General features: G+C 59.8%; 24 protein-coding genes. 13 read left to right on the plus strand and 11 right to left on the minus strand.

Annotation, left to right across the window (positions count from 1 at the left end):
* Positions 1 to 54: 54 nt before the first annotated feature.
* On the minus strand, positions 55 to 2,760 hold the full coding sequence (locus OHL23_RS16660) for an ABC transporter permease (RefSeq protein WP_263353041.1): 2,706 nt from the start codon (positions 2,758 to 2,760) through the stop codon (positions 55 to 57).
* Complete coding sequence (locus OHL23_RS16665) at positions 2,757 to 3,119, minus strand: PadR family transcriptional regulator (RefSeq protein ID WP_263353042.1); 363 nt, start codon at positions 3,117 to 3,119, stop codon at positions 2,757 to 2,759. The genes OHL23_RS16660 and OHL23_RS16665 overlap by 4 nt, the downstream gene beginning before the upstream one ends.
* Positions 3,120 to 3,323: 204 nt before the next feature.
* On the opposite strand from OHL23_RS16665, the gene aroE reads away from it, so the two are divergent.
* From aroE to OHL23_RS16685, 4 genes are all read left to right on the plus strand, one after another.
* Positions 3,324 to 4,907, plus strand: coding sequence for a shikimate dehydrogenase (gene aroE / locus OHL23_RS16670; protein WP_263353043.1), 1,584 nt, complete (start codon positions 3,324 to 3,326; stop codon positions 4,905 to 4,907).
* 187 nt (positions 4,908 to 5,094) lie between these two features.
* Positions 5,095 to 6,552 (plus strand): catalase, encoded by a 1,458-nt coding sequence (locus OHL23_RS16675; RefSeq protein ID WP_263353044.1) that lies wholly within the window; start codon positions 5,095 to 5,097, stop codon positions 6,550 to 6,552.
* A 335-nt stretch (positions 6,553 to 6,887) separates the two neighbouring features.
* On the plus strand, positions 6,888 to 7,835 hold the full coding sequence (locus OHL23_RS16680; RefSeq protein WP_263353045.1) for a hypothetical protein: 948 nt from the start codon (positions 6,888 to 6,890) through the stop codon (positions 7,833 to 7,835).
* Positions 7,836 to 8,320: 485 nt separating this feature from the next.
* Positions 8,321 to 9,136, plus strand: coding sequence for a GvpL/GvpF family gas vesicle protein (locus tag OHL23_RS16685; protein ID WP_263353046.1), 816 nt, complete (start codon positions 8,321 to 8,323; stop codon positions 9,134 to 9,136).
* Positions 9,137 to 9,203: 67 nt separating this feature from the next.
* On the opposite strand, the gene pgsA is transcribed toward OHL23_RS16685, so the two are convergent.
* Positions 9,204 to 9,854 carry a CDP-diacylglycerol--glycerol-3-phosphate 3-phosphatidyltransferase gene (gene pgsA, locus OHL23_RS16690; RefSeq protein WP_263353047.1) on the minus strand — a complete coding sequence of 217 codons (651 nt, stop codon included), beginning with the start codon at positions 9,852 to 9,854 and terminating at the stop codon, positions 9,204 to 9,206.
* A gap of 422 nt (positions 9,855 to 10,276) precedes the next feature.
* On the opposite strand from pgsA, the gene OHL23_RS16695 reads away from it, so the two are divergent.
* The gene (locus tag OHL23_RS16695; RefSeq protein WP_263353048.1) at positions 10,277 to 10,714 is read left to right on the plus strand and encodes a hypothetical protein; all 438 of its coding nucleotides are present in this window, start codon (positions 10,277 to 10,279) and stop codon (positions 10,712 to 10,714) included.
* A gap of 71 nt (positions 10,715 to 10,785) precedes the next feature.
* Here OHL23_RS16695 and OHL23_RS16700 read toward each other — a convergent pair whose 3' ends face one another.
* Positions 10,786 to 12,051 (minus strand): Glu/Leu/Phe/Val family dehydrogenase, encoded by a 1,266-nt coding sequence (locus OHL23_RS16700; RefSeq protein ID WP_263353049.1) that lies wholly within the window; start codon positions 12,049 to 12,051, stop codon positions 10,786 to 10,788.
* 521 nt (positions 12,052 to 12,572) lie between these two features.
* Between OHL23_RS16700 and OHL23_RS16705 the strand changes: the two genes are divergently transcribed.
* Entirely contained in the window at positions 12,573 to 14,042 is a 1,470-nt protein-coding gene (locus OHL23_RS16705) for a phytoene desaturase family protein (RefSeq protein ID WP_263353050.1), read from the plus strand.
* Positions 14,043 to 14,045: 3 nt separating this feature from the next.
* Here OHL23_RS16705 and OHL23_RS16710 read toward each other — a convergent pair whose 3' ends face one another.
* Positions 14,046 to 14,996 carry a Nif3-like dinuclear metal center hexameric protein gene (locus OHL23_RS16710; protein ID WP_263353051.1) on the minus strand — a complete coding sequence of 317 codons (951 nt, stop codon included), beginning with the start codon at positions 14,994 to 14,996 and terminating at the stop codon, positions 14,046 to 14,048.
* An 84-nt stretch (positions 14,997 to 15,080) separates the two neighbouring features.
* Here OHL23_RS16710 and trpE point away from each other — a divergent pair, with 84 nt between their 5' ends.
* The gene (trpE, locus tag OHL23_RS16715; RefSeq protein WP_263353052.1) at positions 15,081 to 16,652 is read left to right on the plus strand and encodes an anthranilate synthase component I; all 1,572 of its coding nucleotides are present in this window, start codon (positions 15,081 to 15,083) and stop codon (positions 16,650 to 16,652) included.
* Between the two features lie 19 nt (positions 16,653 to 16,671).
* Here trpE and OHL23_RS16720 read toward each other — a convergent pair whose 3' ends face one another.
* From OHL23_RS16720 to OHL23_RS16730, 3 genes are all read right to left on the minus strand, one after another.
* Positions 16,672 to 17,664 (minus strand): hypothetical protein, encoded by a 993-nt coding sequence (locus tag OHL23_RS16720; RefSeq protein WP_263353053.1) that lies wholly within the window; start codon positions 17,662 to 17,664, stop codon positions 16,672 to 16,674.
* A 5-nt stretch (positions 17,665 to 17,669) separates the two neighbouring features.
* Positions 17,670 to 18,245 (minus strand): anthranilate synthase component II, encoded by a 576-nt coding sequence (locus OHL23_RS16725; RefSeq protein WP_263353054.1) that lies wholly within the window; start codon positions 18,243 to 18,245, stop codon positions 17,670 to 17,672.
* Positions 18,246 to 18,322: 77 nt separating this feature from the next.
* Positions 18,323 to 18,775, minus strand: coding sequence for a CBS domain-containing protein (locus OHL23_RS16730; protein ID WP_263353055.1), 453 nt, complete (start codon positions 18,773 to 18,775; stop codon positions 18,323 to 18,325).
* 302 nt (positions 18,776 to 19,077) lie between these two features.
* On the opposite strand from OHL23_RS16730, the gene efp reads away from it, so the two are divergent.
* Together efp and OHL23_RS16740 are read left to right on the plus strand one after the other, a co-directional pair.
* The gene (gene efp, locus OHL23_RS16735; RefSeq protein ID WP_263353056.1) at positions 19,078 to 19,638 is read left to right on the plus strand and encodes an elongation factor P; all 561 of its coding nucleotides are present in this window, start codon (positions 19,078 to 19,080) and stop codon (positions 19,636 to 19,638) included.
* A 153-nt stretch (positions 19,639 to 19,791) separates the two neighbouring features.
* A complete protein-coding gene (locus tag OHL23_RS16740) occupies positions 19,792 to 20,742 on the plus strand; it encodes a 3-keto-disaccharide hydrolase (RefSeq protein ID WP_263353057.1) in 951 nt (316 codons plus the stop codon).
* A gap of 101 nt (positions 20,743 to 20,843) precedes the next feature.
* On the opposite strand, the gene OHL23_RS16745 is transcribed toward OHL23_RS16740, so the two are convergent.
* Complete coding sequence (locus OHL23_RS16745) at positions 20,844 to 22,955, minus strand: winged helix-turn-helix transcriptional regulator (protein WP_263353058.1); 2,112 nt, start codon at positions 22,953 to 22,955, stop codon at positions 20,844 to 20,846.
* Between the two features lie 176 nt (positions 22,956 to 23,131).
* Between OHL23_RS16745 and OHL23_RS16750 the strand changes: the two genes are divergently transcribed.
* The 3 genes from OHL23_RS16750 (at position 23,132) to OHL23_RS16760 (ending at position 25,098) form a co-directional block, all read left to right on the plus strand.
* Entirely contained in the window at positions 23,132 to 23,758 is a 627-nt protein-coding gene (locus OHL23_RS16750; protein WP_263353059.1) for a hypothetical protein, read from the plus strand.
* Between the two features lie 319 nt (positions 23,759 to 24,077).
* Complete coding sequence (locus OHL23_RS16755) at positions 24,078 to 24,389, plus strand: acylphosphatase (protein ID WP_263353060.1); 312 nt, start codon at positions 24,078 to 24,080, stop codon at positions 24,387 to 24,389.
* Positions 24,390 to 24,558: 169 nt separating this feature from the next.
* Entirely contained in the window at positions 24,559 to 25,098 is a 540-nt protein-coding gene (locus OHL23_RS16760; RefSeq protein ID WP_263353061.1) for an adenine phosphoribosyltransferase, read from the plus strand.
* On the opposite strand, the gene OHL23_RS16765 is transcribed toward OHL23_RS16760, so the two are convergent.
* Entirely contained in the window at positions 25,086 to 25,370 is a 285-nt protein-coding gene (locus OHL23_RS16765; RefSeq protein ID WP_263353062.1) for a hypothetical protein, read from the minus strand. The genes OHL23_RS16760 and OHL23_RS16765 overlap by 13 nt on opposite strands.
* 151 nt (positions 25,371 to 25,521) lie before the next feature.
* Here OHL23_RS16765 and OHL23_RS16770 point away from each other — a divergent pair, with 151 nt between their 5' ends.
* Positions 25,522 to 25,986: a Spy/CpxP family protein refolding chaperone gene (locus OHL23_RS16770; protein ID WP_263353063.1), complete on the plus strand. Its 465-nt coding sequence runs from the start codon at positions 25,522 to 25,524 to the stop codon at positions 25,984 to 25,986.
* A 124-nt stretch (positions 25,987 to 26,110) separates the two neighbouring features.
* On the opposite strand, the gene OHL23_RS16775 is transcribed toward OHL23_RS16770, so the two are convergent.
* On the minus strand, positions 26,111 to 26,995 hold the full coding sequence (locus tag OHL23_RS16775) for an MBL fold metallo-hydrolase (RefSeq protein ID WP_263353064.1): 885 nt from the start codon (positions 26,993 to 26,995) through the stop codon (positions 26,111 to 26,113).

Below are 26,995 nucleotides of genomic sequence, written 5' to 3' on the forward strand. Positions count from 1 at the left end.
CGAAAAATCCTCCAAACCTCTAGGTTGCCACATTCGGGCGATTCCTGCCGCGCATTACTCCGCCCGCAGCGCCTCCATCGGATCAACCCCAGCCGCCCGCCGCGCAGGCCAATACGCCGCAACCAGACCACTCGCAAACAACAGCAGCGTCACCGCACCCAGCGTCCAGGGATCGTCCGGCTTCACCTCAAATAGAAACGTCCTCAATCCACGGCTAGCTACATAAGCAATGCCCAGCCCCAGCCCAAGCCCGGCAATGAGCATCCAGGCCGCCTGCCGCAGCACCAGCCCCATCACATCCCACCGCTGGGCTCCCAGCGCAATCCGCACCCCCATCTCTCGCGTCCGCTGCGCCACCAGATAGGCCAGCAGCCCATAGATTCCTGCTACGCACAGCAGCAGCGCCGAGCCCGCAAAAATCTCCAGCAGTTCCACCGCCAGCCGTTGGCTCCCATAGGAGTCCTCCACAATCTGGTCCATCGTTGTAAACGTGCTCTCCGCCAGATCCGGGCTCGCTCTTCGTAAAATCTCTCGCAGTTCCGGAAGCATCACAGCCGGGCTCTGATCGGTTCGCACTGCCAGATCCATCGCCACCCCTTCCGCGCCCTTGTAGAATCCCGTCTTCGGCGTAATCTGCGGAATGCATACCTCGACCTCCGGCCTCGGCGGAGCTGTGACGGAGACCTGCCGCTCATCCTCGAACACACCCACCACTTGCGCTCGCCGTTTCGAATCCAGGCTCATCAGCTTTTCGCCCAGAATCCTTCCCGGGTCGTCCTGGTCTCCGAAATACTCCTTCACGAACGCCCGATTCACCAGCACCACGGCCTGCGAACTCGCCGTATCCTGGTCCGTAAAGAAGCGTCCGCGCACCATCCGGAAGCCGAAGACTCGCTGCATCTCCGGACCCACCGCGCGAAACTCGGCGCGAATATTACTCCTGCGAATATCGTCCGCGCTGGCCCCGGCGCGGCCCAGGCTGAACTCCATCCGGACGGCATGGTCCATCGGCGCCTGGCTCATCAACGAGGCCGCTTCCACACCCGGCAGCTGCTTCACGCGGTCCACCAGCGGCTGGTACAGGTCCGTGGTCATATTCCTGCCGACAAATCGGTACGACGGCACTGTCATCTTCGCCACCAGCACATGATCGGTGCGGTAACCCAGCGGCACATGCCGCAGCGCATAGATTGTCCGCAGCAGCAGCCCGCAGCCCACCAACAGCGTCAGGGACAGCGCAATCTCTGTGATCACCAGCACCGCCCGCAAGCGTTGCGGCATCCTGCCCATGTCTTGCTGCGGCGATCCCTGTCGCAGCACTGGCTCAATGTGCGTCCGTGACATCCCAAACGCCGGCCACGCCGAAATCAAAAACGCGCTCGCAGCCGTAAGCGCCAGCAGCCCCGCCAGCACCGGCACATTCGGCGCAAGCTGCGCACGGATGCCAAACTCCGTCGTCAGTCCATGCTCGAAAAGCTTCAGCATCGCCGCCGACAGGCCCAATCCCAGCAGCGAACCGCAACTGCTCAGCAGCAACCCTTCCATCAGCAGTTGCCGCGCAATCTGCCACCGGCTCGCGCCCAGCGCGCCGCGCACCGCCATCTCCCGCTGCCGGCCCGTCGCCCGCGCCAGCATCAGGCTCGTCACATTCACGCATGCAATCACCCAAAGCAGCGCCGCAGCGCCAAAGAGCGCCAGCAGCGCCTTTTGTACCTTTGCCTCCACCAGCGAATCGGCATACCGCGTCAGTTGAATCCCCGTCATATCCTCTGCGTCGATCGCGTTGGCGTAGGACTTAACTACGTCGGCCTGGATGACATTGAGCTCCGCCCCTGCCTGCGCCAGCGTCACCCCCTGCTCCCGGCGGCTAATCGACTGGTAATCGGGATTCGCATTGTGAGTCCGCACAGTGTCTGCCGTGCCCAGAACAAGCCCCCGCCATACCACCGGCTGCTCGTATCCAAAAGGAAAGGTGAACCCGCGCGGCATTACCCCAATCACCGTGTACGCCTCGCCGTCGACCCGAACAACCTTTCCGACAATCGCCGGATCGGCGCCGTAGTTTGTCCGCCAAACCCCATCGCTCAGCATCAGACTATGCGCGTCCTGCGCCTCCACAGCGCCGCTCGCACGATCCTCCCGGAACTCCCGTCCCAGCGCCGGATGCACCCCGAGCGTCTCCAGCAGATTCCCGCTGATCGCCGGGGCATTCACATGAATCGTCGCATCGCCCGCATTCAGAAAAGCGGTCTTCCTCACATTGGAGTCGTAAAACGCAATTTCGCGAAAAGTACGGCTTCGCGCCCGCCATTGCGCGATGTCCAGATACGGACTTCCATTTCGTGCACCCCGCTTCCCGCTTTCCTGAATCACCGCCAGCTCGTCCGGATGCCGGTAGGGCAAACTCCGCAGCAAAACCCTATCCACCACCGTAAACATCGCGCAAGCGGCCCCAATCCCCACCGCCAGCGTCAAAATCACGGCAATCGAAAACCCCGCGGACCGCCGCAGCACGCGAACCGAGTAGCCGAGGTCGCCAATCAGCGCCTCCAGCCATCCCCAGCGCCAGAAGCCATGCGTCACATCCCGCACCAGCGCCACATTCCCAAACTCCCGCCGCGCCGACGCCTCCGCCTCTGCCCGCGACGCCCCGCGCTCCATCCGCGCTGCAACGTCCATCCGCAAATGCGCCTGAATCTCCTCCTCCAACTCCTCCTTACGCCGCTCAAACAATCTCCGCCCAAATCGCCAGAAGCTCACGCCTCGCCTCCCTCTACCTCACCTAAGATTCCGCCAATCACCTGCACCATCTGCTTCCACCGCCCCACGTCGCTCATCAACTGCTGCTTTCCCGCCGCTGTAATCCGGTAGAACCGCGCCCGCTGATTGCTCTCCGTCTGCTTCCACTCCGACTCGACCCACCCCTGCCGCTGCAGCCGGTGCAGCGCCGGATACAGCGACCCTGTCTCCACCTGCAGCGCCTCGCCCGACTGCACCCGCAAGGCCTGTACAATTCCATACCCATGCGCCGGACCCCACTGCAACGTGCGCAAAATCAGCATATCCAGTGTTCCCTGCAGCAGTTCAATCCGATTCTGATAGCGGTTTCGTCCCAACATAGATGTAGGCAATCTACGGCCATAAGCCATAGACTGTCTACATCCTTTTCGACCATGATCCGGTGCCCGAATTTTTCGTCCAATCGCAATTTCTGTTCACCAATCCCCCGCTTCGCGCCGAAGTCTTCCCGGCACAATCACTTACCGATTACTCTTCGTACTTGCTTTAGAGGCCGGACCGTTTTAAGATGCCGCAATTGCCGTATGCTGCATCACGCCTCCATTTCGCCTGCTGCGTACTTACGATCCCGAGCCGGGCGCGTCTGCGTCGCCCTCCGCGGAAGCACAGTTGCCGAGATTCTCGCCCGCGCCGAAACCGCTCTCGCAGAGTCGCAATTCCTCGAATTCCGCCTCGATTCCATTGACCACCCCGCTGCAGCCGTGGCTCCCATCGCGGAATTCCTCGCCGAACGCAAGGACATCGCCGCCATCGCAACCTGCCGCCGCAAACCCTACGGCGGCGGCTTCAGCGGAACCCTCCAGCAAGAGCTGGCCATCCTGCGCACCGCCGCCGAGTCTGGATTCGCCCTCGTCGATCTCGAAATCGAGTCCGCCGAGGAATGCAGCCCCTCAGATCTCGAAAAGCTGCGCGAAACCGACGCCGCCCTGCTCATCAGCTTTCACGATTTCCAGCATTCGGTCGATCCCGAGCAGGCCTTCGAGCGCATTCAGCGCTTCGAGCCCGACTTCGTCAAAATCGTCAACACGGCGCACACCCTCACCGACAGCTTGAATCTCCTCCACTGGATCACCCAGCGCTCCGTCGACGCCCAGGTGGTCGGCATCGCCATGGGCGAGGCCGGCGTCGTCAGCCGCGTCCTCAGCCTGCGAGCCGGCTCGGCATTTACCTTTGCCTCCGCGCCCGACGGAGCCGAAACCGCGCCAGGGCAGATGACCGCTCGCACCCTAAAAGAGCTCTATCGCATCGATCAGCTCGACCAGGCCACCCGCATCTACGGCGTCGCAGGCAATCCCATCGCCCACTCGCTCTCTCCACTCATGCAGAACAGCGCCTTTCACCGCGAGCGCATCAACGCCGTCTATCTGCCCCTGAAGACCGAAACCATCGGCGACTTGCTGCACCTCGTCCGCCATCTTCCGCTCAGCGGCATCAGCGTGACCATGCCGCTGAAACAGCAGGTACTGCCCCATCTGGCCAATGTCGACCCACTCACCGCCAAGCTGGGAGCCTGCAACACCATCCGCATGGGAGCCGACGGCAATCTCTACGGCTTCAACACCGACGTGGCAGGCATAATCCGCCCGCTCGAAAAGCGCATGTCCCTCCGCGGCGCACGCGTGCTCGTCCTGGGTGCCGGTGGCGCGGCCCGCGCGGCCGTCTACGGCCTCGTGGATAAGGGCGCCGAAGTCTCCATCTGGAGCCGCAAGGAAGCCAGCGCCCGCGAACTCGCAGCAAGCGCCGGAGCTCCAAACGGCAAAGCCTCATCCCCGTCCCAAGGCAAAGCGAAATGCATCCCACGCCAGCAAATCGCGGCCAGCGAATTCGACGTGCTCATCAACGCGACGCCGTGCGGCATGCACGGCAACGCGCACCCACTCCCTCTGGAAACGGAGGAGTGGCGCGCGCGGCTGGTCTTCGACCTGGTCTACAACCCGCTAGACACCCCGCTGCTCAAAGCCGCTCGCGCCCGGGGCATCCACACCATTCAGGGCGTGGAAATGTTCGTTCACCAGGGCGCACGCCAGTTCGAGCTGTGGACCGGTAAGCCCGCTCCCGAGAACGAGATGCTGCGCGTGGTGCTCTTCGCGCTCCACAAGGGCCACTAGTCCCTCTATCCTCCGCAAACGCCTCTGACCTGCTCCAGCGACAAACAGCAGCCCCGGACGATGTCCTAAAGCCATGTCCTAAATTGCTGTATCCGCGTCATGGCGTCCGAAGCCGGGCCGGTCTAACTTTGTTTTTGTCGGACTCCGAATTCGTAACTCCGGAATCCAAAGTTTGTAGGAGGAACACATGAAGAAACTGACCACTGCCGCAGGGGCGCCGGTCGTCGATAACCAGAACATTCAAACCGCAGGCCCGCGCGGCCCGGCGCTGTTGCAAGACGTGTGGTTCCTTGAAAAGATGGCCCACTTCGATCGCGAAGTGATCCCTGAACGCCGCATGCACGCCAAAGGCGCTGGCGCCCACGGAACATTCACCGTCACCCACGACATCACCAAGTACACCAAGGCAAAGATCTTCTCCGAAATCGGCAAGACGACCGACATGTTTGCCCGCTTTTCGACGGTCGCAGGCGAGCGCGGCGCAGCCGACGCCGAGCGCGACATCCGCGGATTCGCCCTCAAGTTCTACACCGAAGAGGGCAACTGGGATCTGGTCGGTAACAACACACCCGTCTTCTTCCTACGCGACCCCCTGAAGTTCCCGGACCTGAACCACGCCATCAAGCGCGATCCGCGCACCGGCATGCGCAGCGCCAACAGCAACTGGGATTTCTGGACCTCTCTCCCCGAGGCGCTTCACCAGGTCACAGTCGTGATGAGCGACCGTGGAATCCCGCGCAGCTTCCGTCACATGCACGGCTTCGGCAGCCACACCTACAGCTTCCTCAATGCGAAAAACGAGCGCTACTGGGTAAAGTTCACCTTCAAGACCCAGCAGGGTATCCAGAACCTGACCGACGCTGAGGCCACGGATCTCATTGGCAGAGATCGCGAGAGCCATCAGCGCGACCTCTACGAGAGCATCGAAAAGGGTGACTTTCCGCGCTGGACCCTCTACGTCCAGATCATGGAAGAGAAGGACGCGGCCACCTACCACATCAATCCCTTCGATCTCACCACCGTCTGGCCGCACGCGGACTACCCGCTCATCGAAGTCGGCTTCTTCGAACTGAACCGCAACCCCGACAACTTCTTCGCCGAGACCGAACAGGTAGCCTTCGCGCCCTCCAATATTGTTCCCGGCATCGGCTTCTCGCCGGACAAGATGCTCCAGGGCCGGCTCTTCTCCTACGGCGACGCGCAGCGCTACCGGCTCGGTGTCAACCACCATCAGATCCCGGTCAACGCACCGAAGTGCCCCTTCCACAGCTACCACCGAGACGGCCAGATGCGCGTCGACGGCAACAGAGGTGGAACCATCGCCTATGAACCCAACACCAAGAGCGAGTGGCAGCAACAGCCTGACTTCACGGAACCGCCGTTGGCCATCAGCGGAGACGCCTACCACTTCGACTTCCGCGTCGAGAATGACTACTACACCCAACCCGGAAACCTCTTCCGCATGTTGAGCGCAGAGGAAAAGCAGCGCCTCTTCGACAACACCGCGCGCGCCATGGGCGACGCGGAAAAACACGTCAAGGACACTCACATCGCGAACTGCACCAAGGCTGATCCAGCCTATGGCGCAGGAGTGGCGGAAGCGCTCGCCCGTCTCGCAGCCGGCTCCGAAGTCGTGCTCGCGTAACAGCTTATATGCCATAAATATTGCACGTAATGTAAGCCGAACTCAGGTCACGCAGGAGAATCCGCCTGCGGGGCCTGAGCCGGAACCCAAAAAATATCGAACCAAGTGCAACCACCCTAGTGGCGGATCAGTTGAAGGGTACGGGCTTTAGCCCGTACATGAATCGAGCAAGCTCAAGGGGCTTCAGCCCCTGAGGGAGAATCAAGAGCGAAATCACCCAGCAACCCGAAACGGGACACATTCCGTCCCGCGCCTCTCAACTTGCGATCCAAAGTGAACCACTCCTCTAGTCCCATACCCCGGTTCTCTATATATTGGTAGGGGATAGGTTTACGATGAACGATCCGCAGAACCTCGGTTTGGGAGAATTGGGTCAGCGCGTCCAGGCGATGAGCGACCCAGTCGCCGATTCGCGCCTGCGCCCCTACCAGGGAACGCCGCTTCCCGTCGGCCCAGCCTCGAACGGACGCACAATTCCGCCCTACGAGCCTATGGAAGATCTGCGTTCGGCTCCGCCACTTCCCCCACCCGTTTCTGCGCCATCCCCGGGGGCCGCACCAATGCCCGCCCCCTATGTAAGCCCGCAGTTTCAATCGGCGAATACATTCCCAAGTCAGATTCCGAACTCGGCCGCAAACCCGGTCTCGATTCCAGTCTCAAATCCGGCGCACAGCCAGTCTTCCGGCCAGATTCCAGCATCGGCGCCCGTCTATCCTTGGGAAACGGTAGCTTCTCACACCCAAGCCGCAGACCAGACGCCGTTCGCGCCATCCCAGCCGGCCTCGCCATCCCAAGCTGCGTCTGCAACGCAAAACCTGCTCGACGACCCGAATTTCCCGAAGTCCGGCTTGCAACGCGCCATCAATGCCGTGCGCTCGACCCTACCATTCGTAGCCAAGCTGCTGCCGCTGCTCGATGGCAACTTCGTCACCGCCGTCAGCGCGCTCGTCGCCCCGCAGCCAAGCCACCATCCTCCTCCGCCACCGGTCCGTGTCGACCTGGAACCGATCGAACGCGGCCTCGCCGAGGTGCGCAACAGTCACCGCGAGTTGCGCAGTCAGGTGCAGGATCAGGGAACCTCGCTCAAGCGCGTGGAAGACCAGCTCGAGCGAGTCCGTGAAGCCACCGACCGCAACACGCTCGAACAGCAGGAGATGGTCGAAGACCTGCGCGCTGTCGGCAGCCGCGTGAGCATGCTGGCGATCATCGGCCTCGTTCTTCTGCTCGGTTCCTTAGGCCTGAACGTCTGGTTCCTGATCCAGTTGCAGCACATCCTCCGCTAGCCGGCGATAACCAGTCCCAGCCCACGCCCCGACCCGGGCCCTCCCGCGTCGCACTCACCTTCCGCAATCTGGTCCTTCCGGACAAATCCCACGCTCTTTCGACGTGGCAAATAAATGCGTGACGACAAGGAACAGTATTTTCCTTGCGAGCCTGCCTGCTTTTTTCCAAAAAGAAGCCTCAGAAGCTCCATTTTTGGGCTTCCGATGCTCGACAGCATTGTTTTTCACTATAATGAAAACAGTTTCGACATTGCGAATACAACTTTCCGCATTTGTGCTTCCTTTCTGGAATTTCGGGATGCGAGACATTGCCAGTCGTATTTTGTACCCGCTACTATTCGCCATAGTTCAGTTCCCTTCGAGACTCAGGAACCAACTGCTCGATAACGGATGCAGGTTCATTTGGCTGCGCGAACTCTTTGGACGATGTAAACAGTCAACAAAAGGCGGCGATTACCCACGCCACCTCATGGAGCGTGTACGTTATGGCATGGTATGCCTATTGCATCGGTGAGAAACAAGCCTTTCCTGAATTAGCCCGCCATCGCAAACCAATCCCACTGGAGTCCGTACTTGGAGTCAGTGGCAACCAGGTTTTCCTCTATCCAGCCAGTGACTTAGCGATCGTCGTAAGCGAACACAACCCGGCAGAAACTCTAAATCAGAAGGCCGGCGTCGATCACGCCAGAGTTATCGCTGACTGCTTCAAACATTCCACAGTGTTACCCTTCCGTTTCGGTACAGTCTTTCAGGACGATGAAGGACTTCGTAAGTCCATCCGCTCCAATCAGCGCCAGTTTCAAGGCAACCTTGAACGGCTGCACGGCAAGACCGAAATGCATCTCAAAATCTATGTAGACGCTTGTTGCACTAAGGAAATGGATAGAAATCTCCCACTCGAAGGTGTGGGCAAGGAGTACCTTTCCAACCTCCGCGAGAACGCCACCAGGCAACGCGAACGCCAGACCAGGGCGCGGGCGGTGAGCTTCCAGATGCACCGCATGTTCTCTCCTTTGGACGAGGAAGTGAGCTGCCGGATGACGGAAAGCGGCAAAATGCTGCTCGACATTGCGCACCTGATCGATCGCAAATGCGTCGAGCGCTACCAGAACAAGTTCGCGACCACTAGCGCCATGATGAAGGAGTGCCAGTTACAGCTCTCCGGACCATGGCCGCCCTACCATTTCGTGCACCGTTTGACTCGCGGCGCACACACTCCGGCCCAAACCCCGGCGAATGCTTCCGCACCGGCTCCGGCGCCAGCCGCGCCACAGTTGGAGCCAGCACTGGCCGCCGTCTAACCCCTCCCAAACACAAAGAAGCCCCGGCCAAAAACCGGGGCTTCTTTTATTGCTATTTCCTGTCTTTCTATTCCGCCGGCGAGACACTCCGCCCGCCCTTGCGCGTCATCACGAACGACTTACGCCGGTCCGCCGCCGCATGGTCGATCTTCTTCCAGAACCCGATAAAGTAATCCACGGCTGAGATCACAGAGACAAGCGTCGCGAAGTAGATCGCAGTGATCGCCGTCCATTCGATTGGAATAATGACCCCGAAGAACTCCCACTGAAACCAGCGATGCGCCAGGATCGCCGAAACTACCGCCACAATCTGAATCACCGTTTTAAGCTTGCCAAGATCGCTCGCCTGGATGGTAAAACCCTCCGACGCCGCAATCGAACGCAGCCCCGAAATGAGGAACTCCCGGCCAATGATCACCACCGCGATCCACACCTTGACCACGCTCGGGTTATAGGCCACCAGCGCGATAAACGCCGCCGTGACCATGATCTTGTCCGCCAGCGGGTCCAGCAGAATTCCCATGGTCGTGATTTGGCCGCGCTTCCGCGCCAGGTAGCCATCCACGCCATCGGTAATAGAAGCCAGAATGAAGAGCACGGATGCCGCCAACTCCTGCTCCCCGGCAGCGCCACGCCACGGGAAATGAGGGGACAGAATCCAGAGCAGCAGTGGAATCATCACAATGCGGCTCAGCGTAATGGAGTTAGGCAGGTTCAATTGGCATCCGGGTGCGAGAACTGGGATACCTCTCGCCTTAGACGAATTATATGCGCAGCCTTCCCTGCGAGCGGACAAGCCTCCGCTCAACCTCCCATGTTGTTCCATTTGAGACACAGTCAGAGCAGCTTTGCATCCAATATGGTTCGCAATCCTCTTCGAGGCCCCAGATACATCTCTGCTCTGCAAGCACCTTCAGCAATTTTGCGAACGCCGTGTAACGTTCGCAGTCCATCGACCACTACTCTTCGTGCCTCCGTCATCGCGGAGAGAACGAAATTGCGCGCAGTCAGAAAGGCATTCCTCTCATGCTCAACGTTGCCTACCAATCATGCGGGTCGCTTGCCATCGCCACGCAGCCATCTGCGGATCGCCGATTCTTACGAAACCTGAACCACGATTCGCCGTCCCAGAGCCGATCGATGACTCAAAGCGTCTCTCTCTGGTGGCGCCGTATGCAGCTCGAACGGCGGTGCCGCTATACCGCGCGCCTCATGAAGCGCCTCGGCTGCTTCGACGATTCCGTCGCCGCTCACCTCCGCGAATACCCTGCGCCGCCTTCCGTCGACGAAATGTGCGCGCACTTCCTCTCTTCGCTCAAAAACCACAGGGACCCCGTGCTCCGCGCCGTCTCCGCCTTGGAGCTGGCCTGCATCTGGCCTGTCGACCCATTTGCCCCATTCGGAGCCCGTCCGCGAACCACCACCATCTACTGGGACCGCAACCCCAATCAAGTGATGGACGCACTCGACCGATCCGCCTCGCTCCCCGATCCCGAACCCCGCGTCCGTTATGTCCTCCGCATGGGTTCCGACACACCCAACGGCGTAACCTGCGTGCGCCAACTCCTGCGAGCCTAACTTCCCTTGCCCAAAAGAAACAGGAGGAGCCAAACGCCCCTCCTGTCTTGTTGTCTGCGAGTTAACTCGATTTACGCGTAAATCCCACGCTGCTTGATCGTAACCGCCACGCGATCGATGGCCAGCATGTAAGCCGCGATGCGGTTATTCACGTTATGCGCCTCTGCATAGCGAACCACATCCTCAAAGCTTTCGCGCAGAATCCCCTCCAGCCGCTCGATAACTTGCGCCTCGGGCCAGAAGTAACCTTGCCGATCCTGCACCCATTCAAAATAACTCGCAGTTACCCCACCCGAGTTAGCCAGAATATCCGGCACGACAAAGATTCGCTTTTCCGCAAGTATCTCGTCGGCTACGGCCGTCGTCGGCCCATTGGCGCCTTCCACCAGAATCTTCGCCTTGATGCGGTCGGCGTTGCGGCTCGTAATGACATTTTCCGTAGCGGCGGGAATCAGGATGTCGCATTCGGTAAGCAGAACTTCCTCGCTGGGCATCGCCTCCGCATTGCGGAACCCGAGCGTCGTCCCGTTGCGCTCCTTGTAAGCCAGCAGTTGGTGCACATCGATGCCAGCCGGGTTGTACAGCCCGCCATCATACTCGGCAATGCCGACAATCTTGTAACCGTGGTCGGCCATCAACCGCGCTGTGTTCGAACCAACGTTCCCAAAGCCCTGAATAATCACCCGGCAGCCTTCGCGAGGCAGTTTCAGGTAACGCAGGCTCTCGTCGCACATCACCATAACGCCGCGTCCGGTCGCCTCTTGGCGTCCGCGCGACCCGCCGATGTTGAGCGGCTTGCCGGTCACGACGCTGGTGACGGTCTGGCGCATGTGCATCGAGTAGGTGTCCATGATCCAGGCCATCGTCTGTTCATTGGTGTTCACGTCGGGCGCGGGAACATCCTTTTCCGGCCCGATAAACTCGATGATCTCCGAGGTGTAGCGGCGCGTCATGCGCTCCAGTTCGCCTTGGGACATCTGTTTGGGGTTGCAGATCACTCCGCCCTTAGCCCCGCCAAAGGGGATGTTGACGACAGCGCACTTCCAGGTCATCCAGCTCGCCAGTGCGCGAACTTCGTCGAGAGTGACGTCGGGTGAGTAGCGAATGCCTCCCTTGCCGGGGCCGCGAGCCTGCGAGTGCTGCACGCGATAGCCGGTGAAAAGCTCAAAGCGGCCGTCGTCCATCATCACCGGGAAATGCACGATGATCTCGCGCGAAGGAGAACTGAGAACCTTCCAAAGACCTGGATCAAGGTTCAGTTTGCGTGCTGCAAAGTCAAATCGAGCGCTCTGTGCCTCCCAGGGATTGATCTCCTGTTCGAGCGTAATGGTTGCCATTTCGAGTTATCTCCAATTCCGTCGCTGAGGGTCCTTTTCCGCCCCCAACTCGCCGCTTCCGGCGAAGATGCCCTGCACACTCTATCGGCCCAAACTCGCCTATTTATAGTGTGTTAGACGCAGCGTTCCGTTTCTCCGGTTCGATAATTCGGGAGTGCTCCGGCCCGTTCGGCTGTCCCCGTTCTCTCGTTTCCCGCCCACCCGAAACACTTCGTCGGGTACCGTAGCGGGAATCGTGACCGCAATCCCATTTCCATCGACCCGGGAACCAGCTGCTCCGGGCCGGTGGTGTAGCCAAACTCGATGAGTCTAGGTTCCCCCGGAAGCGTCAGTCAACCCCACAATGGTCATATTGGCCTGACACTTGCGGGTCGGAACCAAAGGACGCAACCACTCCAGTATCGTGGAAAGCCCTCAAACTTTCCATAACCCCGAATAAATGTTTGTTATATGACGCATAAAAATGTCCAGCTACCGGTCCAGATAATCTGAAATGATACCTTCGGACTTGAATTGCAACCATGCCCCGGGCAGCCATCGTCGGCAGCGGTCCCAACGGCCTCAGCGCCGCCATCACCCTCGCGCAGGCTGGTATTGAAACCCGCGTCTACGAGGGCCGCGACACAATCGGCGGGGCGGCATCGACGGCCGAAGTCACATTGCCGGGCTTCTGCCACGATCTCGGTGCGTCAGTCTTTCCCATGGCGGCAGCCAGCCCATTCTTCCAGCCCTTGCCCTTGCGCGACTTCGGACTGAACTGGATCGAGCCGTCCGCCCCGCTCGCCCACCCCCTCGACGACGGCACAGCCGTGATGCTTGAACACGATCTCGTCGCAACCGCCGACGGACTGGGAGTCGACGGCGCAGCCTGGACGCGGCTGATGCGGCCCCTGATCGACCACTGGCCCAATCTGTGCCGGGAAATCCTCGGTCCCGTCATCCACTGGCCCTCGCATCCGATCCTGATGGCGCACTTCGGCATCTTCGCCGCGCTCCCTGCCGCAACCCTCGCCCGAACCATCTTTCGCGGAGCGCGAGCAAGAGCCTTATTCGCCGGAAACGCAGCCCATTCGGTCCTCCCACTGGAGTCCCCGTTCAGTTCCGCTGTCGCTCTGGTTCTGGCCGCCGCAGGCCAAACCACGGGCTGGCCAATCGCCGCCGGAGGAGCGCAGCCCATCTCGGACGCACTGGCAGGCTATCTGCAAAGCCTCGGTGGACGCATCGAACCCGGGCACTCAGTCCAATCCCCAACCGAATTGCAGGGCTTCGACGCAATCCTCTGCGACATATCTCCCCGAGGACTGCTCGCAATCGCCAGGTCCGAGCTTCCAGCCAGTTACAACCACCAGCTCACGAACTATCGCTTCGGTCCCGGCGCGTTCAAAGTCGACTGGGCGCTCTCCGAACCGATTCCCTGGAAAGCCCGCGACTGCCTGCGCGCTGCAACCGTTCACGTAGGCGGCACATTCGAAGAGATTGCAGCCTCCGAACGCGCTCCGTGGGCCAGCCAAGAGGCCAAACGAGGGACCGAGCAATGGACCGGACAAGTCCCCGAAAAGCCCTTCGTCCTCGTAACCCAACCCAGCCTCTTCGACCCCGGCCGCGCTCCAGAGGGCAAACACACCGCCTGGGGTTACTGCCACGTCCCCAACGGCTACGCCGGGTCGTCGGAAGCGGTACTCAACGCCATAGAATCCCAGGTGCGGCGTTTCGCGCCCGGCTTTCGCGACTGCATCCTCGCCCGCCGCGTCACAAGCACCGCCCAATTCGAATCCTGGAATCCAAACCTGGTCGGCGGCGACCTGTCCGGCGGCGCAATGACCCTCCGTCAGCTAATCTTCCGCCCAACCCCCACGCTCTACCGCACACCCCGCCAAGGACTCTACCTCTGCAGCGCCAGCACACCGCCAGGCGGCGGAGTCCACGGCATGTGCGGCCATCAGGCAGCAATAGCGGCATTGCAAGACCTGAGCGGCAAGAGAAGAAAATAGTCCCTATTCCCGGCTCCCTGTTCCTTGTTTTTTCGGCAGCTCCTGCGGCGTCCAATAAGGCTCCGTAGCCGGAATAAAGTGAACCGGCAGCGACGGAAACATCGGACGCAACCATTGCGTGCAGTAATCCATCCCAGCCTCTTCCGAAGTCAGATGTCCCAGCAAAATCAGTGCCTTGCGCCGCCCCTGAAGCTGCGCGTCGCGAACATACTCCACCGTCTCCCACTCCGAGGCTTCCCCAGCCACTAGCACTTCCACATCGTCCCGCTCCAGCGCCTTCGCCTGCTTCGCCTCACCCGAAGCTCCTGGCCGGTACGCCACCTTCGTGATCTTCATCCCCGGATCGCCGACGATCCGCACCGCGCGTGCATGGAAACGCCGCTGCAGATCCTTCGCCAGACCCAAAACCGTAGTCTGCGGCAGCGTAAAAAACATCTGCGTCTCAGAGGAAGGACCGGGATTCTGATACTGCTTCCACCCGGCCTGCGCAACAAACCCCTCCACAATCCCATCCGGATCGCGCAAATGCCATGTATCGTGAAAACGCCAGATCACCAGATGATGCTCGCGAATATAAGCCAGCTTCTCCTTGTAAACCGGATCATCCACAAACAGCGTCGGATCATCGAGATGGTTATAGAACGTAGGCTCGTGCGTCACGATCAGGTTGTCGCCAGCCTCAACTGCTTGGCGCAGCACATCCATGCTCGGAGTAAAGGTCGTCACGATCCCGGTTACCACTGTCGCCGGATCGCCAGCCTTGATCGTGTCCACCGTATTCGCTGGCAGCGTAGCTCCCGTAGCCTTCACAATGCGGTCAATCACCTGCGACGCAGTCAGCGAGCCGTGATCCAGCGAGGAGTCCTGTGCCAGAAGATAAGGCGCGGTTGCCATCAATGAGATCGTCACCGAGGCAACAAAATAGGCAGTAATAAACAGCTTGGATCGAAGCATGGCTCAGCGTAACAAATGTCGGTGCTTCATCGAAGAGCAGCGGAGGCCCGCGTAAAGCCGCAAGCCATTTACACTTGGTGTGTCATGGCCCACGCAGACCCCGATCATCTCGGCATCCAGCCCACGCGCAAGGAATTTTTGGCGCTCGCCAAAAACCACACCCTCGTCCCCGTCTTCCGCACCCTGACGGCCGACCTCGAAACCCCGGTCTCCGCATTCCTCCGCGCCGCCTGGGAATCCCCCGAGTGCTTCCTGCTGGAGTCTGTAGAAAACGGCGAGCAGATCGGCCGCTACACCTTCATCGGGCTCAATCCCTACAAGCGTATCGTTGCCCGAGGCCGCTCCATCACCATCTCCGAAGGCAAAAAGACCGTTCAGATCGAGGGCGACGTCTTCGCCATCCTGCGCGAAGCCCTCAGCGGACACACCCCAGCCCGCCTTCCCGGTCTGCCACCCTTCACCGCCGGAGCAGTCGGCTTCCTCAGCTACGACGTCGTCCGCCAGATCGAAAAACTCCCCGCCACGGCCGCCGACGAACTCCATGTTCCCGACGCCTGCCTGCTCTTCTTCGACGAAGTCCTCGCCTTCGACCACGTCCGCAAAGAGATCCACCTCGTAGTCACAGCAGACGTGACCCTCAACTCTGCCACACAAGCGCACGCCGACGCGGTCAAACGCCTCGCACGCCTCGAAAAACGACTAGCCCGCCCGCTGCCCAAACTGCCCAAACCCACCGGCCGAGCCGGAAAAGACAAGGGCAAGCTCAAAATCACCCACCGCACCCGCAAAAAGGACTACCTCGCCGCCGTCGAGCGCACCCGCGAATACATCCGCGCCGGCGACGTCTTCCAGGCCGTCCTCTCGCAGCGCCTCGACGTCGAGCCAGGAGTCGACCCCTTCGCCGTCTACCGCGCCCTGCGCATCGTCAATCCCTCGCCCTACATGTTCTACCTGCGCACGACGCCTGACGGAGTCCCGGCCTCGAAATCGAAGAAGTCCGCCCGCGCCGCCGGTCCTCTCGAAGTCGCCGGCTCATCCCCCGAGATGCTCGTCCGCGTCAGCCAAACAAAAGACGGCAGCAAAGTCGAATACCGCCCCATCGCCGGTACCCGCAAGCGCAGTTCCGAAGAAGCCAAAGACCTCGCCCTCGAAACCGAAATGCTCACCGACGAAAAGGAGCGCGCCGAGCACGTCATGCTCGTCGATCTCGGCCGCAACGACGTAGGCCGCGTCAGCGAATACGGCACCGTCAAAGTCGACCGGCTCATGTTCGTCGAGCGCTACAGCCACGTCATGCACCTGGTCAGCACCATCCAGGGCAAGCTCCGCAACGGCCTCAGCGCCGTCGACGCCCTGCGCGCCTGCTTTCCCGCCGGCACGCTCTCCGGCGCTCCCAAAGTCCGCGCCATGGAGATCATCGAAGAGCTCGAACCCGCCCGCCGCGGCATCTACGGCGGAGCCGTCCTCTACGCCGACTTCTCCGGCAACCTCGACTCCTGCATCACCATCCGCTCCATGGTCGCCCAAAGCGGCCAGGGACACATCCAGGCCGGAGCGGGCATCGTAGCCGACTCAATCCCCGAAGCCGAATATCAGGAATGCCTCAACAAGGCGCAAGCCGTCCTGCGCGCCATTGAGCGTGCACGCGACCTTTAGGCTCCCATCGAATCTGCCTTTATCCCGCGAATAATCGCGTAAAGAACCGCCCGATACTGTGAAAAAAACCAGGCTTCTTCGTCTTCGCGGGCTTCGGAGGCTCGGGCGCAGCGACCACCGGCGCGGTCGCAACCTTAGCCTGCACCTGCCCACCCCCAGCGCCGTCGTAGGAAAGCACCGCCGTGGCCTGCGCTTCCTGAACGCCCTTCTTCACCGCATTCGGCGGAGGCGGCTTCAGCGCCACCATGCCTTCGCTCTGCGCCACCGGGAATTCATTATCGGCAACCTTCAGCGTCTCCGGCGGGCAGCCGCATGATTCCTTCTCGTTGTCCACCACTTCGTGCAGACTACCGTGCTGGAACATCACCCGCTGGTTCGGCTGCACGCGGTAGACTCCCCCGTCAAAGACGCTGTTAACCGTGACATACGGAGCATTGTCGCCGCGATTGTCCACGCACGTATCGCCCTTGTCGCCCAAGCGCACCTGCACCTCGGCGTTGCCCGGTGCACTGATGACAATGCGAAAATCCGGCGTCAGAATCACATCGGAATTCTCACCCGTCTGAAAATTCGCCTCCAGCGCGCCCTGATCCAATGCCATCATCAGCCCCGGCGACCCGCCCGGACGAAGCCTGGAAGCCACACTCGAATCCGCCGTCAGATTCACCTTCGTCATCGGGCAAATACGCATATTGCCCCGATGCGGCAAAGTGATCGTGGAGGCTTTTTCCCCCGCCGTAACGGACCCGCCAAAGGCAATCACGGCCTTGCCCGCACCAAGGTCCACAGCCCCGCTCAACTTCAACCCCTCCGTCGAAACAACCGCAATCGGAGTAGGCAAGAGAGTAGGGGGGATCGGCGCAGGCGTCGCCGTCGAAGACGCTGAAGGAGATGCAGCAGGAGCCGCCTCAGCAGACGTAGCCGAACTCGCAGGACGCTGGGAAAGTCCACTCAGCGGCGCAGCCAGCAAAATCCCCCACGCGCTCGTGATCCAGACAGCCCGTCCCCGCATCGTTTCTACATCTCCAGGAAATTGCGAATCATCTGCCGGCCGCCTTCGGTCAGCACGCTCTCCGGATGAAACTGCACGCCCTCCACGGGAAGCGACCGATGGCGCAGGCCCATAATAATGGACTCCCCATCCGCCGCGCCGGACCTCGCGGTAATTTCAAGCTCGTCCGGCAGTCCCTCTTCGGCCACAATCAGCGAGTGATACCGCGTACAGGTCAGCGGCGTCGGCAACCCGGCAAAAATCCCCTTGCCGTCATGCTCCACCGCGCTCGTCTTGCCGTGCATCAGCTTTGCCGCACGAACCACCTGCCCGCCAAAAGCCGCTCCAATCCCCTGATGCCCCAGGCAAACCCCCAGAATCGGCGCCTTGTCCGCCATCCGCTGAATCAGCGGAATCAGAATTCCGGCATCCTGCGGCGTGCACGGCCCGGGAGACAAAAGGATGCGATCCGGCTTGAGCGCTTCCACCTCATCCACGGAAAGCTCGTCATTGCGGCGCACAACAATCTCCGCGCCCAGTTCGCCAAGATACTGAACGAGGTTGTAAGTAAACGAGTCGTAGCTGTCGAGAACAAAAACCATCTTGAATTCGAGTGTACAGCCGGCGCAGGCATTCGATGCGATACCGACTCGAACCCAGCCCAAATCCAGCCCAGGCACTAGCCCGGATACGCTCCCGCGATGTACCCCTCCAGCGCCTGAATTGTCTGCTCGTGCCCTGAAATTACCCACTTCACCAGGTCGCCGATGGAGATCAATCCCACCACCCTATCCTCATGCAAAACCGGCAGATGGCGGCAACGGCGCTGCGTCATGATGGTCATGCATTCGTCCACGGTATGCTGCGTGCTCACAGACACAACGGGGCTGGACATGATCTGCTCAACCCGTGTCTCCCGGGAAAGATTGCCCAACAGGATTCCCTTGCGCGCGTAATCCCGTTCCGACAAAATGCCCATCAGCCGATCACCGGAAAGCACCAGCAATGCGCCAATATCGTATTCCGCCATCTTCTCGAGCGCTTCGTAAACCGTCTGCTCCTGTCCTATCGACAGCACCTGCTTCTCACCTTTGCTTTTCAGCACCGATCCAATCGTGTCGGAAACTTTCATCGAACCCTCCTGGCTCTTGGAATATAAGCTCCTGTACACCCATTCCGGGCAGCCTTCGCTGTCGAGAAACAACAGGCAGTCAATATAGTCCATCCGGATTGCGAGAGAACAGCCCGAAATAGAACCATGCCCTTGATTCTTCCAGCGCCAACAGCGCGTCGTTATTCCTACCCAAGCCATCGGCCTGAGTCTCGTCTCCATCCGGCAACCCTCCCCAACCCCTCCCTTGGGCTACAATAAACATTGGGCCAATACCCAACATATTCAGCAATCCCGTTCCATTTGCAAGGAGTTTCCCCTTTATGGCGATTCCCGCCACTCAAATGCGTCCCGGCATGATCATCAAGCACAACGACCAGCTCCACTTGGTCTTCCACGTCGAACACCGCACGCCGGGCAATCTCCGCGCCTTCATTCAGGCCAAGCTGCGCAACATCCGGACCAACGCGATGTTCGAGCATCGCTTCCGCTCCGGCGACGCCATCGAACGCGTCGTAGTCGAGGAAGTCGCCATGGAGTTCCTCTACAACGACGGCGACGACTACTACTTCATGAACCCGGACGACTACGAGCAGATCGTGCTCAAGGCCTCGACCCTCGGAGATGTCGTCGAATACCTGACGCCTAATCTCAAAATCACCGTCAGCTATTTCGACGGCAAAGCGGTTGGCGTCGAACCTCCCGGCACCGTCGAGCTGACCGTCGTCGAGACCGAGCCCGGGATCAAGTCCGCCACAGCCTCCAGCGTCACCAAGCCCGCCAAGCTCGAAACCGGCCTCGTCGTCCAGGTCCCGCCCTTCATCAACGAAGGCGAAAAAATCCGCGTAGACACCAGCGAAGGAACCTACCTGAGCCGCGCCTGAGCGCAGGACAGTTACCCAACACTAATTCCCAATGAAAAGAGGCGCGCTCAATCCAGAGTGCGCCTCTTTTTCATTTGAGATATTATTTCCAATCGCATCCATTCTCTTTAGATTGCAGCCGATTTCATATCTCAAGCCCAGCCGGGAGGCTCCGTGAAGACGTCAACACTGCATTCCTCATCGATTCCCAACACCAGCCCCCGGCTGCTCCGGTCAAGTCTGGCCAGCCTCATCGTCCTGGCAATCCTCGCGATGCTGGGCGTCGTTCCAGCGCGAGCGCAGGCACAATCTCCCGCCGGCGCTTCCGGCCAACCGTCGCAATCAGCCCCCAAAACCGACTCAACTCCGGCAAAGAATCCCCCAGCATCACCCAAAGGGGCGCTACGCGGCAGCTTTCACGAGCCGGACCCAATCGACTGGGAAGATCACGACGGCTACCAGCAGATCTTCGACGGAGTCAGCCTAAAGAACTGGGTCGGCGATCCCGCCGTCTGGCGCGTCGAAGACGGAGCCATCGTGGGAGAATCCACAAAAGAGAAGCCCGTGACCAACAGCTACATCTCCTTTCATGGCTTCGAAGCCAAAGACTTCGACCTCAAGCTGGAAATCAAAGTCGTCAACGGCGGCGGCAGTGGCATCCAGTACCGCAGCCAGACCGGAATTACCTGGCGGCGCGCGCCTGCCGACCAGCAGCCCAATCTCGACTGGATGATGACTGGCCCGCAGGCTGATTTCTGGTCTCCCGCATTTCCCATCGCCTCTGAGTGGACCGGCCAGTTCTACTCCGAAAACACGCCGCTGGGAATCCTCGCATGGCGAGGCCAGGTCGTCGATTCATCGCCGGGAAAAGACTCGCGGTTGGTCGGCAACATCGGCGACCGCACGCCGCTCGGCGGCTACGTCAAAGTCAACGACTGGAACCAGTACCTGATCATGGCTCGCGGAGGCACATTCATTCACATCCTCAACGGCCAGCTCATGGCGGTCTACGTCGATGACGACCCGGACTCCTCCAACAACAAGTCCGGAATGATCGGCATCGAGATCGAAGGCTCACCCTCCAAAGTCCTGGTCCGCAACATCTGGATCAAGAAGCTTCGTTAGCCACCCATCCCAAATTTCTCCAGTCCGGCCTGGACATCAAAATGAATTGAATGTGGAAGTGCCCTGCTACTCTTTTACATTCAATTCAGGTTTCGCCCCAGCTACTTATTTTCCAGCGTAAGGGCGTAAAGATCGTCGGTGCCCACATCGCGCAGTAGCAGAGGCGCGTCATTCGGGTCCAGCCCCATCCAGAGGCCGACAAGTCCCGTATGATGAAACCCTTTTAGATCCACGACCCGCTCGGGAACGCCGCCCTTGACGGAAACGCGGTAGACTCCCGGTTGCTGATCAGCGTAGAGGATATAGAGGTAGCGGCTATCCCGCGACCAACTGGGAAAACCGATACCTTCGTGCGACAAAACCGTCGACCATCGATGCGTCTCCAGGTCGCACACTGGGAGACCCGAGAAGCGCGTAGACAATGCGGCGATGAAGCGGCCGTCCGGCGACCAGCGCGGCGAGTACATGCCAATCGATCCCGGAACCTCTGTTATGCGATGGCTGTGAAGGTCGAAAATGCGCAGTGCTGCTTCTCCATTCGACTGGCTGTGAAAGACGATCCTGCGACCGTCAGGCGACCAACTCCCGTCACCTTGCTTCCCGTTATCCTCTGGAATCAGGCGGTGGGGCTCGCCGCCCCGAGAAGACACCACATAAAGCAAGTCAGTACTTTGCGCGTCCGGTGAGGCCGAGAAGAGTATCTGGTTTCCATCCGGGGACCAGCGCGGGCCCGTGGGATAGAGGGGAAGGTCGGTGAGTTGGATCCTTCCACTGCCGTCAGCGTTAGCCTTCCAGAGTATTCCTTCGGGGAAGGTGACATAGGCGAGCGATTTGCCATCCGGCGAAAAAGAAAGAAACTCCGCAGAGATGCCATCGAGGAAGGGCCTTAACTGACGGCTCGCGGAATCGAATCGGACCAGCTCGCCTCGTGGCGTGACACCGACAGCGAAAATCCTGGTCCCGTCCCTGCTCGGGATCGCCCCGTACCAACGAATTGGCCCCGAAGTCAACTGAATCGGCTCACTCGATGCTTGCCGGAATGGCCCCCGGCGCTCATCAAGAGCCGAGATTTGATAGAAAGTACCGATTGCGGACCCCCTCTGAATCCCGGACAGGTAGATGAAGAATCTTCCATCGGGAGTCCAGTGGCCGAAGCAATGCGCGTTAGAGGCAGCCAGGCCGGAAAACAACCGATGCAGGTTCGATCCGGTCGACGATACCTCCCAAATCTTATTGAGCTCAGAAAATCGCAGAACCCTGCCGTCCGGAGACCAGGCAAGGGCGTAAGGAGACCATTCACCGGAAGGAGCAACGGTCCGTCTGGACACCAGCATTTGAGGTTCCGTCCCATCGCTGCGCACGCGATAGATGTCTCCGTCTCTCGTGACATAGGCCACATATTTTCCATCGGCGGAATAAGCCGCATATGTCGCGAATACGCCGTTTATGCGGCGAAGCGAGCCTCCCAGCACCCCATCACTCCAAACGCTCATATCAGGTCCCTGAAGGAGGGCAGTCGTTCCATCTGGCGAGATACCCAGCACGTTGTAATCTCGTACCTCACTTGGCATCTGCGTTATTTCGCCTCCCGACACCGAAACCTCGAAGTTGTCGCTTGCAGGGGAAAAATAAAAATATAGCCTGCTGTCGTCGATTGCGATCAGACGTTTGGGTCGGCCGTCGTGAGTGATCTGGTTGTACTCCGTAATACGCGGCGGCGGCAGCGGACGTCGCAAGTACAAAAAAGCGCAGATCAGGCCAATGACCAGGACGGTAGCGAAGACAATCGCTGAAAGAAGCCGCTTCGACCTTCTACGGCTCTCGACAGGCTGGAGTTTGGGCACTCGGTCGTCAAGGAGATTAGGGTCGTGAACGCCAATCTGCCCATTCGATACCTCGACCGCGCATAGAATCCGATAGCCTTTGCCCGTGACGGTTTGCACAAAGCGCGGCTCGTCCGGGTCGTCACCCAACACCTTGCGGATCTTGCGAATGGCAGTGTTGATCCCGTGCTCGGTATCGACAAAAACTTCGCTGTCCCAGAGGTGCTTAGCAATTTCCGATCGGGTAACGAGCTGCCCCTGGCGCGATGCCAGCAGGATAAGCAGTTCCAGAGGTTTGCGTTCGACTCGGGTACTTTGGCCATTGCGGAGGAGCTCGAATTGGCCGGAGTCGAGCCGGAATTCGCCGAATTCGTAGACGGGACCAGCCACGGAGCCCCCTTCCGCGGGGGAAGTATAGCATCGGGTGATCTGGAAGTGGCGCGAATTGAGAGGGTTGGAGGTTCACCAAAACTTCACCTCGATCTTCACCACTCCTTCATTGCCCATTCCGTCAGGTTGCAGTCTCCTCGGGGGCAGCCGGCGTTCCCGGCAAAGGAGGAGGAGAAATGAAGTTGAACGTATCGATGACGCTTGGGTTGGTTGTCCTGGGAATTTCCGCCGTGCCCGCAGCGCTGGGGCAATGCGGTATGCCGGCGAAGGCCGCGAAGCCGACGGCATGGCATCCCCAATATGGCGTTGCGCGACTGGTGCGGGCCGCCGATGACGATGAGTTCCGTCGCGAAGACGGCAAGTCGATGGTGGGAATGTGGCATGTGATTTTTACGGCCAACACCAGCAGCGGCGCGTCCATCCCGCCAACTGTGATCGACAACGCGCTGGTTGTCGATCACAGCGATCGCACGGAGATCATGAACTCCGTACGCCCCCCGCAGGACGGCAACTTCTGCATGGGCGTCTGGGAACAGCTCGACCGCTCGCACTACTTCGTGAATCACTTTGCCTGGTATGCGAACGAGTTCCCCAATGCCAACCCCAGCGGGATCGGGAATGCGCAGGGTCCGACGCAGATCCAGGAATGGATCAAGCTGAGCTCCGACGGGGATCACTTCACCGGAACCTTCCAACTGGATGCCTACGATTTGTCGAACAACATCCTGGCTTCCTTTACCGGGACGCTGGCTGGAACGAGGATAACGACTAGCACAAAGGAAAAGGACCTCGTCGGCAATTAGCTTTCGCGCGACGAACGAGATGGGCGGTGTCTATCGATGCCGCCCGCGTCCGTCTCTGGCATTGAGAAACCGGAATAACCGCTCAGCGCCGGGCCTGTACCTGCTGGTCTTCGCCTTGCTGCGGCCGCAGGATGTGCGCGTCGGCACGCGCTCACTGAACCAGGTAGCCTTCGTCACCCCTGAAAGGCGACCGCCGTTCAACTCCCGAGGAAGATGGCCTGTTGCCAACCAGTCTGCTGCGGTGGGTCTTCATCGGCTATGTCGATCACTTCGTCATTGTGGCTCCAAAATGATGTCCAAGCTTCAGCCGGCCCTTAAAATGATTGAGAACGGAGGGCACAGACTGGCTATGGTGCAGCATTTTCTGGTCCGGGGACGGGTACAGGGCGTCGGCTTTCGCTGGTTCGTCCACCGCGAAGCCAGTGAACTCGAACTGAAAGGCTGGGTCCGCAACACCGAAGACGGCGACGTTGAAGTCGTCGTCGCCGGAGCCCCCGAGAGCCTCGCCGAACTGCGCGCCTCGCTCCATCGCGGGCCGCGCGGCAGCCGCGTCGACAAAGTCATCGAGCACCCACTCGCCGAAAGCGAAGCCGAGAGCCTGAACGCCTTCAAGATCGAAGGAGCGTGGTAACTCAAAGCTCCAGCCTCCGCGCCAGGACTTTGTAAGCCCATGACTTTATAATCAGTCAGAAGGACAGCCTTCCTAAGCGTCGGGCCGCTTTCCGAGAACAAGTCACCCCGGAAACCTCTCCGAGACCTGACGGAACAAAATTTACTGACATTCAGGAGTAACAGGATTCATGCCGGAACCCATCAATGAGGCAGCGCTGAAGGCGCTCGTGCGCACCGTCCCCGATTTTCCCAAGCCGGGCATTCTCTTTTACGACATCACCACCGTGCTCAAAGACCGCACCGGCTTCGCCATGCTCATCGACGAGTTGGCGACCCACTATCTCGACCGGAAAATCGACCTCGTCCTCGGTATCGAAGCCCGCGGATTCATCTTCGGACCAGCCCTCGCCTACCGCCTCAACGCTGGCTTCGTCCCCGTCCGCAAACCCCGCAAGCTGCCCGCGCCGGTCGCCCGCGTAACTTACGACCTCGAATACGGCTCCGACTCGCTCGAAATCCACCTCGACGCCATCGAACCCGGCCAACGCGTTCTGCTGGTCGACGACCTGCTAGCCACCGGCGGCACCATGGAAGCCACCGTAAAGCTGGTCAAGCAACTCGGCGGCGAAATCGCCGGCCTCGCCTTCATCATCGAACTCGACTTCCTCCGCGGCCGCGAGCGCTTCAAAGAGCACGACGTCTTCAGCCTGCTCCACTACGCGGAGTAGTTGCCTTCCGGGAGCAGCTCTGTGACGTTAAGCTGCTCCCCAGCCTTCAAATACCCCTTCCGTCGAAACCAATCCTCCATCGCCGGTCCCAACCGATCTACCGGAACCCGATGCCCAGCCTCCAGCAGTCCATCCCCCACCGGCAGCGTATCGTCAAAGACCGCATCGTTGGTAAAGTTACGCATAGCAAAGTTATCGATCCAGTGAATCGGGCACGGCGACTCCGCCCCGTTTGCATCGACCCGATTCACCCGAATTCTGCGTACGAACATTCCTTTACTCTAGGCCATCCGTTCCAAATTCGCCCTGAAACTCCAATCCGGCCGTCAACACTTTCCCGCCGACCCGCGTCTGCCCTCATGAACACACGCCAACGCGTGGTTCCAAGACAACCCCGGCAGGGACAAGAGGAGTAACCGGATCATGAAATCAATGCAATGGAAATGCGCGGTAGCAATCGCCGTATTAGGAATTGGTTCATTGGCCGTCTATGGACAGTCCGGGCAGCCGGCCAATGATCCTCAAAATACTCCCCAGGGCAATTGGCATCGAGGAGGCGGGCCGGAACGGGAACTGCATATGCTGACCGAAAGGCTCTCCCTGACACCCGAACAACAAACCGGAGTCAAGGCAGTCCTCGATCAGCAAGCCACGCAAATGAAGGCTCTGCGCACCAACGCGCAGAGTGAGTCCGCGCAAGCCGACACACCGGAAGCACGCCAGGCCCGCATGACCCAGATCAACCAGATCCACGACGAGACCGACACTAAAATATCCGCGCTCCTGGACGACAATCAGAAGAAAACCTACGCGGAGATCGTCCAGCATCGGAAAGCCATGATGGCCCGTCGCCAGGGCGGCAATCCACCCGAAACGCCCCAGCAATAAGACAATACGGCAATATCCATCGCCCTGGGCCTGGAAACGCGGAAACAGCATCGTCACCCGCGTTCCCAGCCCTCGCGATCCACAGATCCACAGATCCACAACGGAGAGGACAGAAGCGATTCCGCTATTGTCCTCGGGATAGCTCGGCGTAGAGACCGTCAAGCTCTTTCCCGGAAAAGTTCTCCTTCAAACCAGCATCTTCCAACCGGAGTTGAGAAACGAGTTGATCCTTGGGAGTGCCGTCCTTGATCAGCTTCGTGGCGCGGGAGACAAATTCGTCGATCTTGCCTTTGAACGACTCCAGCTCTGATCTGGAGATAGCCGCTCCCGAGTCCGGCACAGCCACATCGAAATCCAGTTTCAAAACCTCGCCCAACGCCTGTGACCAACCGATCAGGCTCCCTTCGGTGGCATAATCCGGTTCAGGATTTAACGAGTAAAGTCCTCCCACAACGACTGCTTTCAAATCGGGAAAGTAAACTACCGTATCGCCGTTCGTTCGCGCATTCCCAAAATGAAGAAGCTGCACCTGGACCGCCCCAAAGTGCAGCATTTGCTCATGGTCGTATACGGCGGACGGCGGCGTGAGACTTGCACCGGAGGTGTTATCCACAAGCAGGTTCCGCTTGGCATTCTCTTGTGCGACTACCTGTATGCCATCTCGCAGAAACTTTGCGTTAGTCCCCGTGTGGTTCTCAAAATGATCCGTATCGATGACGACGCGGATGGGTTGATCGACGATCTTTCTTACCCGCAGAAGAAGTTCATCGTAGTTACTTGCAAACTTGCCGTTTACCAGGATCAATCCGTTTCCACTCAAGCGAAGAACGGTATTTCCTCCGCCGCCGGAGATAACATAGAGGCCAGTCTTCACATAATGCGAAGTGAGCGTGCCGGCCGCCTCGTTTGGATTGTGTGGAGCGTATTGTGCTGAAACAACAGGAATGCCTGCGAGCGCGATAAGTAGCATCGCGCAAAATCGAAACGTTGCGACTGCCTTCTGTGACAT

The sequence above is a fragment of the Acidicapsa acidisoli genome (assembly GCF_025685625.1).
GTDB classification, from domain to species: Bacteria; Acidobacteriota; Terriglobia; order Terriglobales; family Acidobacteriaceae; genus Acidicapsa; species Acidicapsa acidisoli.